Source organism: Stenotrophomonas sp. Y6 (assembly GCF_022436665.1).
GTDB lineage: Bacteria > Pseudomonadota > Gammaproteobacteria > Xanthomonadales > Xanthomonadaceae > Stenotrophomonas > Stenotrophomonas acidaminiphila_A.
Window position 1 is genome coordinate 85,586 of sequence record NZ_JAKUKB010000003.1, and the last position, 11,996, is coordinate 97,581.

General features: G+C 71.6%; 9 protein-coding genes and 1 pseudogene. 6 read left to right on the forward strand and 4 right to left on the reverse strand.

Going from position 1 to position 11,996, the window contains the following annotated elements; translation table 11 throughout:
• Positions 1–34: 34 nt before the first annotated feature.
• From MKP15_RS03775 to trxA, 3 genes are read right to left on the reverse strand one after another with little or no spacing between them, the layout of a single operon-like run.
• The gene (locus MKP15_RS03775) at positions 35–1,660 is read right to left on the reverse strand and encodes a CHASE2 domain-containing protein (protein ID WP_240211820.1); all 1,626 of its coding nucleotides are present in this window, start codon (positions 1,658–1,660) and stop codon (positions 35–37) included.
• Positions 1,657–3,453, reverse strand: coding sequence for a FecR domain-containing protein (locus tag MKP15_RS03780; protein WP_240211821.1), 1,797 nt, complete (start codon positions 3,451–3,453; stop codon positions 1,657–1,659). The genes MKP15_RS03775 and MKP15_RS03780 overlap by 4 nt, the downstream gene beginning before the upstream one ends.
• 22 nt (positions 3,454–3,475) lie before the next feature.
• Positions 3,476–4,333, reverse strand: coding sequence for a thioredoxin (gene trxA / locus MKP15_RS03785; protein WP_240211822.1), 858 nt, complete (start codon positions 4,331–4,333; stop codon positions 3,476–3,478).
• 165 nt (positions 4,334–4,498) lie between these two features.
• Between trxA and MKP15_RS03790 the strand changes: the two genes are divergently transcribed.
• The 3 genes from MKP15_RS03790 (at position 4,499) to MKP15_RS03800 (ending at position 5,835) form a co-directional block, all read left to right on the forward strand.
• Complete coding sequence (locus MKP15_RS03790; protein WP_240211823.1) at positions 4,499–4,930, forward strand: hypothetical protein; 432 nt, start codon at positions 4,499–4,501, stop codon at positions 4,928–4,930.
• Positions 4,927–5,139, forward strand: coding sequence for a helix-turn-helix transcriptional regulator (locus tag MKP15_RS03795; protein WP_161613575.1), 213 nt, complete (start codon positions 4,927–4,929; stop codon positions 5,137–5,139). The genes MKP15_RS03790 and MKP15_RS03795 overlap by 4 nt, the downstream gene beginning before the upstream one ends.
• Before the next feature lie 99 nt (positions 5,140–5,238).
• Entirely contained in the window at positions 5,239–5,835 is a 597-nt protein-coding gene (locus MKP15_RS03800) for a DUF998 domain-containing protein (RefSeq protein ID WP_345778720.1), read from the forward strand.
• A gap of 41 nt (positions 5,836–5,876) precedes the next feature.
• Here MKP15_RS03800 and MKP15_RS03805 read toward each other — a convergent pair whose 3' ends face one another.
• The gene (locus MKP15_RS03805) at positions 5,877–7,160 is read right to left on the reverse strand and encodes an amidohydrolase family protein (RefSeq protein WP_240211825.1); all 1,284 of its coding nucleotides are present in this window, start codon (positions 7,158–7,160) and stop codon (positions 5,877–5,879) included.
• Positions 7,161–7,378: 218 nt separating this feature from the next.
• Between MKP15_RS03805 and leuS the strand changes: the two genes are divergently transcribed.
• The 3 genes and pseudogenes from leuS to holA all read left to right on the forward strand — a co-directional run bounded on the left by leuS (position 7,379) and on the right by holA (position 11,996).
• The gene (leuS, locus tag MKP15_RS03810; RefSeq protein WP_161613578.1) at positions 7,379–10,021 is read left to right on the forward strand and encodes a leucine--tRNA ligase; all 2,643 of its coding nucleotides are present in this window, start codon (positions 7,379–7,381) and stop codon (positions 10,019–10,021) included.
• A 343-nt stretch (positions 10,022–10,364) separates the two neighbouring features.
• A pseudogene (lptE, locus tag MKP15_RS03815) lies at positions 10,365–10,880 on the forward strand (LPS assembly lipoprotein LptE); the annotation flags it as partial.
• A 72-nt stretch (positions 10,881–10,952) separates the two neighbouring features.
• Positions 10,953–11,996 (forward strand): DNA polymerase III subunit delta, encoded by a 1,044-nt coding sequence (gene holA / locus MKP15_RS03820; RefSeq protein WP_240211826.1) that lies wholly within the window; start codon positions 10,953–10,955, stop codon positions 11,994–11,996.

The following is an 11,996-nucleotide window of genomic DNA, read 5'->3' on the forward strand; positions in this document are numbered from 1 at the left end:
GCATTCGCTGCCGTATGGTGAGGCGGCTGGCGCCTCAGTCGGCCACCCGGTAGCCGTCGCGGCCGGCGGCCTTGGCCTGGTACAGCGAGGCGTCGGCGTCGCGGAACAGTTCCCCGGGCAGGCTGTCGGCGCCCGGCACGATGGTCGCCACGCCGACGGTGACGCTGATCCTGGCCTGGCGGCCCTTGCCGACCGCCACTCCCGCCTGGCGGACGCGGCCGATGAGGGTTTCGACCAGCAGGACCGCGCCCTCGCTGGCGGTGTCCGGCAACACCAGGGCGAACTCGTCGCCGCCGAAGCGCGCAGCCAGGTCGCGCGGCCGCCGCGCCAGCTCGCCGATCATCCGCGCGGTCTGCTGCAGCACCAGGTCGCCGACGTGGTGGCCGAAGGTGTCGTTGTAGTGCTTGAAGTTGTCCAGGTCGATCAGGGCCAGGCTCAACGGCCGGCCGCCGCGTCGCGCCGCTTCGTATTCCTGCTGCAGCGCTTCTTCGAAACGCATGCGGTTGGCCAGCCCGGTCAGCGGGTCGCGGTTGGCCTGGCGGCGCCAGTAGCGCAGCTGCCACAGGCCCCAGGCCACCCACATCAGCAACGCGCCGCCGACCGCCGCCGCCGGTGCGAACCACAGGTTGAAGCCGCGCAGCAGCACCGTGCTGAGCAGCAGCGGGAGCAGCAGCGACAGCACCGCGACCAGCCACGGCGACAGCCGGCGCTGGGTCATGCCCAGTGCGCACAGCGCCACCAGCACGAACACCGCGGCCAGCTGCAGCGGCGGGCGCAGCGGCAGGATCACGTGCCCGCCGAGCAGCATCGAGGCGACGTTGGCCTGGTACTCGGTGCCGCTCATCCAGTACTCGCGCGAGGTCGGGGTGAGCAGGCGCGGGGCGATGCCGCTGGCGGTCATGCCGACGATCACCAGCCGGTCGCGCAGCAGCCCGGGCGGCAGCCGCCCTTCCAGCACGTCGATGTAGGACACCTGCGGGAAGCTGCCCGGCGGCCCGGCGTAGCGCAGCCGCACGTAGTTGTCGCGCCGCCACTGGTACGGCGAGAGCGTGTCCGGGGCCGGATCGGCCAGTCCGGGGATGGGGCCGTCGAGGCCGCTCAGCGCCAGGCCCAGTGCCGGCCAGTACGCCGAACCGACGCCGGCGCGCAGGTACAGGCCACGGGCGACGCCGTCGCCATCGACCTCGATGTCGGTATGCGCCAGCCCGTCGGCCACCGCGGCCAGCACCGGTACCGGCAGCAGTTCCTCGGGGACGGCCTCGTCGCTGGCCGCGGCCGCCAGCACCGGCAGCACGACGTTGCCGCCGCGCTTGATCGCCGCCGCCAGCTCCGCGTCCTGGCGCGCGTCCTTGCGGTCGGGCTCGGGGAACATCAGGTCCAGCGCGACGCGGCGCGCGCCGGCTTCGCGCAGGCGCTCGAGCAGCCGCGCATGGGTGCCGCGCGGCCACGGCCACTGCCCCAGCTGCTGCAGGCTGCGCTCGTCGATGGCGACGATCGCCAGGCGCTCGTCGGGCGGGTAGTGCCAGTTGCCCACCAGGCGGTCATACACGTATTCGTCCTGCTGCCAGAGCAGGTGCGTCTGGCTGGCCCACCCGGCCAGCGCGCCCACGGCCACGGCCAGCAGCAGCCGCCACGGCCAGGGCAGCAGGAACAGTCTCACAGGGCGAGCAGCATCAGGGCGCCGGCGCCGGCGCCGGCGCCGTAGCAGAGCTTGCACGGCAGCCGGATCTGCTGGGCGCTGGAGAACGGGCCCGCATAGCCGTCGTCGTCGATGTACTGCACGCGCACGTGCAGGGTGCCGCCGCGCCAAGGCTGTTTCATCACCACCTCCGGCACGCGGGTTTCGCGGTCGAGCAGCGGGGCGCTGAAGTCGCCGCGGCGGTCCACCTGCACGCGATAGCGCTGGCCGTCGGCGCCGGGCTGCCAGCGCAGGGTCAACTGGCCCCTGCCGGCCTGCGCCGGTTGCAGGCCGGAATCCGGCGGCGCGTCGCTGACCCGCAGGGGCAGGGCCTGCCCGAAGCGGCCGCTGCGTCCCTGCGCATCCACCGAGGCGACCCGCCAGTAGTAGTCGCCGGGCGCCAGGGCAACCGGCGAACGCAGCCGGGTGGCGTCGGTGCGGCGTTCGACCAGTGGTTGGCGGAACGCCGGCTCGCGCGCGATCTGCAGCACGCTGGCGGTGGCGCCGGGCACCTGCGCCCAGGCGAAGCGCGGCTGCGCCTGGGCCAGGGTCTGGCCATGCACCGGGGCGGTGGTCAGCGGCGGCGGCAGGCCGTCGGGTACCTCGAAATCATGGGCGCTGTCGTGGCCTTCGACACCGTCGGCGGCCACCGCGCGCACCAGCAGGCGCAGCTGCCCGCCTGGCAGGTCGTCGATATGGATGCTGGAATCGGTGGTGTCGCGCGCGAACAGCAGGACCTCGGGCGCATCGGCGCGCACCACCTCGACGCGGTAGCCGCGCGCCTGTGGCACCGGCTGCCAGGCCGCCAGCAGCGGCAGCGGCGCCAGCCGCAGCCGCGCGGCGTCGAGCTCCGGTGCGGGGGGCAGCGGCTGCACCGCCGCCGGCGCGTGCCCGGCCGAGGCGCTGAGGCTGGCCTGGCCGGGGGCGACCATCCGCTGGCCATGGCGGTTGCCCACCTGCACCCGGCCTTCGACCACTTCGGTGGCGGCCGGGTCGCCGTCCTGTCCGGCGCTGACCCGGAACACGGTACCGCGCACGCTGCTGGTGGCCGTGGGCGCGGTGATCATATAGCGCGATGCCGGCCCCTGCGCCGGGGTCACCCGGCTGCCACTGCGGCCGCGCTGCAGCCGCAGGCGCGTATCCACCATGCCGGTGGCGCCATAGCTGCTGAGCTGGTCCAGGCGCAGCTCCGAGTGCTCGCGCAGCAGCAGCCGCGAATCGTCGGCGAACGCCAGGGTGATGCTGGCGTCGGCACCGGTGCGGATGTGGCTGCCGATGGGCAGGCGCATGCCCTCGCGCGCTGCCGCGGACGGCTGGCCATCGGTGCCGACATCGACCTGGCCGCGCACCGCCACGACGCGCGCCGGCGCGGGCTCCACCCGCAGCCAGGCGATGGGAAACCGCAGCACCTGGCCCGGTGGCAGGCGGTAGGGGTTGGCCACCGCGTTGTGGTTCCGCAGCTCTTCCCAGGACACGGTGGGCTTGAGATAGCGCGTGCCCAGGTCCCACAGGGTGTCGCCGGGGCGCACGCGATAGTTCCAGTCCTGGGCGCTGGCCGCGGCCGAGCACGACAGCGGCAGCGTCGCCAGCGCGATCTGCAGCAGCACGGTCAGGCGCAGCCCACCCCGGTTGAACGACATCATCGGCAATAGGTCCTTGCGTCGCGGGAACCGGCGCCCGGCATTGCTCGCGCCTCCCTCCCCATGTGGCACGGCGGTGTCGCCGTACGTCATCACCACGATGAACAGCGCATTATCCGGCAGGCCGCGCTTCACCTGCCTGAACGTGCAATGACACTCAGAACAGGAGCGAGGACATCCGGCGCCGGTAACGGCCGACGAGGTCGTCGTCCTCGACGACGCGGAACGCATCGATCAACGCCTTGCGCGGCAGGCCGTCGCGGTAACCGCGGTCGATCCGCAGCATTTCCAGGAACTGCTCCAGCGCCGCTTCCTCGCTGCCGCCCAGCAGCTGGCGGATGCCGAGCAGGTAGCGCGCCTCCAGGTCGTTGCCGTCGGCCTGCACCCGCGCGGCCAGGGCGTCGGCCGGCGGCGCGTCGGCGGCCGCGGCGTGGAAGTCCAGGCGTGCGCGGGCGCGGATGGTGCGGTCGTCGGTGGCCAGGTTGGCGGGCAGGGCGTCGAGCAGTTGCCCGGCCTCGGCGACCTCGCCGGTGCGGATCAGCGCCAGCGCCAGGTCGAGCCTCAGTTCGGCCTTGTCCGGCTCGGCGGCAATGGCCTCGCGCAGCGCGGCGACCTGCGACAGCGGATCCAGCGGCGCCGGCTCGGCCTCGAGCTCGACCGGCGCCTCGGCCGGGGTGATGCCGTGCTGGGACAGGAACTCGCGCAGCTGGCCTTCTGGCAGCGCGCCGGGGAAACCGTCCACGATCTGCCCGTCCTTGACCAGGAACACGGTGGGCACCGAACGGATCTGGAACGCCGCGGCGATCTGCTGCTCCTTGTCCACGTCGACCTTGGCCAGTTCGAACGCGCCGTGGTACTCGCCGGCCAGCTTCTCCAGGATCGGCCCCAACGTCTTGCACGGCCCGCACCAGGTCGCCCAGAAATCCACCAGCACCGGCGTCTGCAGCGATTTCTGCAGGACGTCGGTTTCGAAGGTCTCGGTCGTGGCGTCGAAAACGTGGGGCAGGTCGGACATCGCGGGACTCGCAGTGGGAGGTTTCGTCGGAGATGGTGGCAGAGCGCGTGGATGCAAGTCGATGTAAAATATATTTGACATGGTGGCGGGCGGATGCCAACGTCGCATCGCATCGCGCCGGTGCTGCCAAGGGGGTGGCGCGCGCGGGAGAGAAGGGGAGAGTCCATGGAACGCACCGGCACGCGCGTGGCGATCAACCGGCAACAGAAGCTGGCCTGGCTGCTGCTGGCCAGCGCCGGCCTGGCCTCGGTCCTGTTGGGGCGCTGGCTGCTCCTTGGCGGCGCGGGCGCGCGCGCGGATGTGCTGGGCCCCGCCTGGTGGCTGTTCCTGGTCGGCGCGTTCCTGTTCCTGCGCCGCGACGGCGGCGTCGTGGCCGACGAGCGCGACCGGGCGATCCAGGCGCAGGGCGCGCGTGCCGGCTACGCCGCGCTGGCGTTGATGCTGATGGTGGCTTCGGTGCTGGCCGAGGAGCATGCGGATTTCGTCGCGGCGCGCGGCGGTGCCTGGCTGGGGAGTTTCCTGGTGTGGCTGGTCGGCCTCTCGCTCAGCGTGCACGCCGCGGTCATGCTGTGGCATTACCGGTACGGCTGCCGGTGAGCGGCACGCCGGTCGGCAACGACATCCGCCGGCTGCGGGTCGAACACGGCGAGATGACCCAGCAGGCACTGGCGGACGCCTGCGGCGTGACCCGGCAGACCATCATCGCGCTCGAGGCCGGACGCTATGCGCCGTCGCTGGAACTGGCGTTCCGCATCGCCCGCGCGTTCGGCGCCGGCGTCGAGGATGTCTTCCACTGGCGCGGCTGAGCCGGCAGGCGGTGGCGTGCGCGCCAGCGGCGCAGCCTTCACAATCGCCGGCATCGGCTGGCGCGCTCCTGCGCCGGCAAGCACGGGATCGAAATGGCGATGGTGTGGAAAGAATGGGTGCGCTGGGCCGGGCCGGCGTCGGTGGTGATATGGCTGGTGGCGCTGGCGGTGTTCGGCGCGCGGCTGCCGTTCTACGACCAGATGCGCCACCCGGTTTCGCTGCTGGGCGCCACCGGCGTTCCCGGCGCGGGCTCGTTCAATGCGCTGGGCTTCGTGCTGCCGGGGCTGTTGGCGGCGCTGGCCGCGCTAGGCCTGGTGCTGCGCATGCCGGCTACGGCCTCGCGGCCGCTGCGGGTGGCCGGGCAGATGCTGCTGCTGGCCGGGCTGGCCTTCGCCGCCATGGGCGTGTTCCCGCTGGACGCGCAGGACATCGAGAACCGCGCCAGCCAGGCCCACGCCAGCGTCTGGCTGCTGTGGCTGGTGGCGTTCGGCGCCGGCGCGGCGATGCTGCGCGTGGGCGCCGCGCGCGATGCGGCATGGCGCCCGGTCGCCACCCTGGCGGTGGCCTGCGCGGTGTGGATGCTGTGCAGCGCGTTCGTGTTCGGCAGCGTCATGCCGGTGGCGATGGCGCAGCGGCTGGCCTTCCTGGGCTGGGCGCTGTGGCTGGCGCTGCTGGCGCGGATGGCGCCGCGCTGAGCAGGGCGGCGCGCTCCCACCATGGGAAGCGCGCGTAGCCGTCACTGCTTGTAGATCACCCCGTCCTTCATCACGAAGCGCACGTCCAGCACGGCGTTGATGTCCTGCAGCGGGTCGCCGGCCAGGGCGATCACGTCGGCGCGCTTGCCGGCTTCCAGCACACCCTGGTCGTCCACGCCCAGCACCTGCGCGGCATGCACGGTGGCGGCCTGCAGCGCGTACGCGGCGGGGATGCCGGCTTCGACCATGTAGACGAACTCGCGCGCGTTGTCGCCGTGCGGGCCCACGCCCTGGTCGGTGCCGAAGGCGATCCTGACCCCGTTGCGGTAGGCCCTGGCCGCGGTCTGGCTGATCAGCGCGCCGATGCGCGCGGCCTTGGGCCGCACCACCTCGGGGAAGTAACCGTCGATGGCCGCCTTCTCGGTGACGAAGCGCCCGGCGTAGAAGGTGGGCACGTACCAGGTGCCGTGCTGCTTCATCAGCCGCATGACCTCATCGTCCATGTAGGTGCCGTGCTCGATGCTGGTGACGCCGCCGAGCACCGCGCGCTTCATGCCCTCGGTGCCGTGGGCATGGGCGGCCACGCGGAAGCCGTAGTCGCGCGCGGTATCGACGATGGCCTTGACCTCGTCCACGGTGAACTGCGGCGCGTCGCCGGAGCGCGCGTAGCTGAGCACGCCGCCGGTGGCGGTGATCTTGATCACGTCGCTGCCGTCCTTGTAGCGCTGGCGCACCGCCTGGCGCGCCTCGTCCACCGAGTTGATCACGCCCTCGGTGGGGCCGGGGGCGCCGATCAGGTGCGCAAGCTGGTCGTTCCAGCCGTTGGTCGGGTCGGCGTGGCCGCCGGTGGTGGCGATGGACTTGCCGGCGGCGAAGATCCGCGGCCCCTTCACCAGCCCCTGGTTGATCGCGTCGCGCAGGTGCGGGCCGACCTCGCCGCCGAGGTCGCGCACGCTGGTGAAGCCGGCCATCAGGGTCTTTTCGGCGTAGCCGACCGCGCGGAAGGCGTAGTCCACCGGATCCAGGCGGAAGCCTTCGGAGTAGCTCTGCGGGCTGGACTGGCTGCCCAGGTGCACGTGCAGGTCGGTCCAGCCGGGCAGGCACACCTTGTCGCGCAGATCGACCGCGCGCGCACCGCCGGTTGCCGCATCGGCGCCGGCCAGCACCTGCTGGATGCGACCGTCGGCCACCAGCAGCGTGTGCGGCCCCTTGAGCTGGCCGCTGCGGGCGTCGAACAGGCGACCGCACTGCACGGCGACGGGTTCGGCCCAAGCCGGGGCGCAGGCCAGCAGCAGGACGGTGGCGAGGTGGCGGCGGATCGGCATCGGTCTCATTCCCCAGGGATGGAGCCGCCAGCATAGCGGGCCGGCGCGGGAAACCGGCCGGGCGCCCGGGGCGCTCGTGGCCGCCGCCGGGCGAAAGCGCGCAAGCGATTGATATTGCAGGAAACGGGTTTTTCCCGGGGGCGGCGGGGTGGGCCGGATTGGAGCCCTCTGGTGCACTGCGGTACGCTGTCCCGCTTTGCCGCAGCCCCAACGCTTTCATGTCCAGCGTCGAAACCCACATCTACGATCCCCAGCAGGTCGAAACCGCTGCCCAGAAGTACTGGGAAACCACCCGTGCCTTCGAGGTCGACGAAACCTCGGACAAGCCCAAGTACTACTGCCTGTCGATGCTGCCGTATCCGTCCGGCGCGCTGCACATGGGCCACGTGCGCAACTACACCATCGGCGACGTCATCAGCCGCTACAAGCGCATGACCGGGCACAACGTGCTGCAGCCGATGGGGTGGGACGCGTTCGGCCTGCCGGCCGAGAACGCGGCGATCAAGAACAACACCGCGCCGGCCAAGTGGACCTACGCCAACATCGACCACATGCGCGGCCAGCTCAAGTCGCTGGGCTATGCCATCGACTGGTCGCGCGAGTTCGCCACCTGCACGCCGGACTACTACGTGCACGAGCAGCGCATGTTCACCCGGCTGATGCGCAAGGGCCTGGCCTACCGCCGCAACGCGGTGGTGAACTGGGACCCGGTGGACCAGACCGTGCTGGCCAACGAGCAGGTCATCGATGGCCGCGGCTGGCGCTCGGGCGCGCTGGTGGAAAAGCGCGAGATCCCGCAGTGGTTCCTGCGCATCACCGACTACGCCCAGGAGCTGCTGGACGGCCTGGACGAGCTGGACGGCTGGCCGGAATCGGTCAAGACCATGCAGCGCAACTGGATCGGCCGTTCCGAAGGCCTGGAGATCCAGTTCGACGTGCGTGACGTGGACGGCAGCGTGCTGGACCCGCTGCGCGTGTTCACCACCCGCCCGGACACGGTGATGGGCGTGAGCTTCGTGTCCATCGCCGGCGAACACCCGCTGGCGGTGCATGCGGCGAAGAACAACCCGGCACTGGCCGCGCTGCTGGCCGAGCTGAAGCAGGGCGGCGTCTCCGAGGCCGAGCTGGAAACCCAGGAAAAGCGCGGCATGGACACCGGCCTGAAGGCGGTGCACCCGGTCAGCGGCGAGCAGGTGCCGATCTGGGTCGCCAACTTCGTGCTGATGGGCTACGGCACCGGCGCGGTGATGGCCGTTCCCGGCCACGACCAGCGCGATTTCGAGTTCGCCAGCAAGTACGGCCTGCCGAAGAAGCAGGTCATCGCGCTGAAGCACCCCAAGAACGACGACGAGCGCAGCTACGACCCGGACCGCTGGCAGGACTGGTACGGCGACAAGACCCGCGAGACCGAGCTGGTCAACTCGGCCGAGTTCGACGGGCTGGATTTCCAGGGCGCCTTCGAGGCGCTGGCCGAGCGCTTCGAGCGCAAGGCCCAGGGCCAGCGCCGGGTCAACTACCGCCTGCGCGACTGGGGCGTGAGCCGCCAGCGCTACTGGGGCTGCCCGATCCCGGTGATCTACTGCGACAAGTGCGGCGCGGTACCGGTGCCGGAAGACCAGCTGCCGGTGGTGCTGCCCGAGGACGTGCAGTTCACCGGCACCGGCTCGCCGATCAAGGCCGACCCGGAATGGCGCCGGACCACCTGCCCGGAATGCGGCGGCGCGGCCGAACGCGAGACCGACACCTTCGACACCTTCATGGAGTCGAGCTGGTACTACGCCCGCTACACCTCGCCGGGTGCGCGCGAGGCGGTGGACAAGCGCGGCAACTACTGGCTGCCGGTCGACCAGTACATCGGCGGCATCGAGCACGCGATCCTGCACCTGATGTACTTCCGCTTCTTCCACAAGCTGCTGCGCGACGCGCGCATGGTCGACAGCAACGAGCCGGCGCGCAACCTGCTGTGCCAGGGCATGGTGATCGCCGAGACCTTCTACCGGCTCAACGCCGATGGCTCCAGGGACTGGTTCAACCCGGCCGACGTGGACGTGGTGCGCGACGAGCGCGGCCGCATCACCGGCGCCACCCTGCGCAGCGACGGCCAGCCGGTGGTGATCGGCGGCACCGAGAAGATGTCCAAGTCCAAGAACAACGGCGTCGATCCGCAGGCGATGGTGGCCAAGTACGGCGCCGACACCGTGCGCCTGTTCTCGATGTTCGCGGCCCCGCCGGAACAGTCGCTGGAATGGAACGAGGCCGGCGTGGACGGCATGGCGCGCTTCCTGCGCCGGCTGTGGACCATGGTGCACCGGCATGCCGCCGATGGCGGCGCGCCGGCGCTGGATGTCGCCGCGCTGGACGCCGGGCAGAAGGCCCTGCGCCGCAAGACCCACGAGACCATCGGCAAGGTCGGCGACGACTACGGCCGCCGCCATGCCTTCAACACCGCCATCGCCGCGGTGATGGAGCTGCTCAACGTGCTGGCCAAGTTCGACGACGCCAGCGACCAGGGCCGGGCGGTGCGCCAGGAGGCCCTGCAGGCGGCGGTGCTGCTGCTCAACCCGATCACCCCGCATGCCTGCCATGCGATGTGGCAGGCGCTGGGCCATGGCGAGACCCTGCTGGAAGACCAGCCGTTCCCGCAGGTCGACGCCGGCGCGCTGGTCAAGGATGCGCTGACCCTGGCGGTGCAGGTCAACGGCAAGCTGCGCGGCACCATCGAGGTGGCCGCCGACGCCAGCCGCGAGCTGATCGAGGCCGCCGCCAGGGAAGAGCCGAACGCGGCCAAGTTCCTGGAAGGCCTGGCCGTGCGCAAGGTCATCATCGTGCCGGGCAAGATCGTCAACATCGTGGCGGGTTGATCCGCCTGCGGCGCGCCCCCGATGGTTCGCCATCCGGGCGCGCGGCGGCGCGTTTGTCATTCGCTGCGGCTTGTGGTCTGTCGCGGCGCCCCCCCATCCGCGCTTGCGCGCGGATCGCCCCCCAACCTGGGGGGCTGGGGCTTGGCAACCGGCTTTTTCGCGAATGCTTTCCTACCAGGAGCGTGTGAGCGCCGGCTCCGGCTTCGTTTTGCCCCCGCACGCCCGGAGTGCGTTTGCGAACAGTGGATCAGCGATCCCGGTTTCATCCCCGCTCACACCCGATGGGCGATGATGCGGGCCGTTTTCTGTTGCCGCTCCCGGCCGGCTCCGCCAGACTGTGCCCATGACCCGATACCTGACCGCCCTCGTCCTTGCCGTGAGCCTGACCGGTTGCGGCTTCCACCTGCGCAACAGGCTCACCCTGCCGGAGGACACCCCGGCGGTGAAGGTCGAATCGAACGTGCGCTACAGCGAACTGGTCAAGCTGCTCGAGCGCGGGCTGCACGCCTCCGGTGCGGTCGTGGTCGGCGAGGATGCGCCCGGCAAGGGCGCGGCCCGGCTGCAGATCCGCTCCGAGCGCTGGGGCGACCTGCCCATCGCCATCGACGCCCAGGGCCGCACCCAGGAATACAGCATGCGCTACGCGGTGGTGTTCGTGTTCCAGCACCCCGACGGCAGCGTGCTGGTGCCCGAGCAGGTGATCGAACTGTCGCGCGACTATGTGTCCGAGCCGACCGACGCCACCGGTACCACCACCGAGCGCGAGATCCTCGCCGACGAACTGCGCCGTGAGATGTCCGCCTCGATCCTGCGGCGCATCGACAGCGTGGTGCGCGCGCAGATGGAAAAGGAGCGCGGCGCCGCTCCGGCCACCGGCAAGGACGGCTGAGCGATGCCGACGATGGCGGCTCCGGCGCGCGGGCGCTGAGCGATGGAACTGCGTCCCGAGCAGCTCGCCACCCAGGCCGGCACGCAGCCGCTGGCGCCGGTCTACCTGATCGCCGGGCCGGAACTGCTGCGCGTGCTGGAAGCGGCCGATGCGGTGCGCGCGCGGGCGCGCGCCGAAGGCATCGGCGAGCGCGAGGTGTTCGATGCCGACGGCCGTGACTTCGACTGGGGCCAGCTGGCGTCCAGCTTCAACGCGCCGAGCCTGTTCAGTGCGCGCCGGCTGGTGGAGCTGCGCCTGCCCAGTGGCAAGCCGGGCAAGGAGGGCGCTGAGGTCATCAGCGAATTCTGCGCGCAGCCGCCGGCCGACGTGGTGCTGCTGATCACCGCCGGCGAGTGGAGCAAGTCGCACCAGGGCAAGTGGGCCGACGCGGTGGCGCGGGCCGGCGTGCTGTCGGTGGCGTGGGCGATCAAGCCGCATGAACTGGGCGACTGGATCGAGCGCCGCCTGCGTGCCCGCGGGTTGCGCGCCGAGCCGGCCGCGGTGCAGCGCCTGAGCGAACGCGTGGAGGGCAACCTGCTGGCGGCCGCGCAGGAAATCGACAAACTGGCGCTGCTGGCCGAAGGCCAGACGCTGGACGTGGCGAAGATGGAGTCGCTGGTCGCCGACGCCGCGCGCTACGACGTGTTCCGGCTGGTCGAGGCGGCATTCTCCGGGCAGCCGCAGGCGGTGCTGCGCATGCTCGCCGGGCTGCGCGCCGAGGGCGAGGCGGTGGCCGCGCTCACCCCGATCCTGATCCGCGAGCTGCTGCTCACGGCCGGGCTGGCGCGGGTCCAGGCCAGCGGCGGCAACCTGGCCGGCGAAATGAAGGCGCGCGGCATCTGGGAGTCGCGGCAGGCGCCGTTCAAGCGCGCGCTGCAGCGGCACCCGGCGACGCAGCGCTGGGAGCGGTTCGTGGCCGAGGCCGGACAGGTCGACCGCATGGCCAAGGGGCGCGCCGAGGGTGATCCGTGGCTGGCGCTGCAACGCCTGCTGCTGGCGGTAGCCGAGGCGCAGGCGGTGCGCCTGCTGGCCCGCGGGACGCGCTGA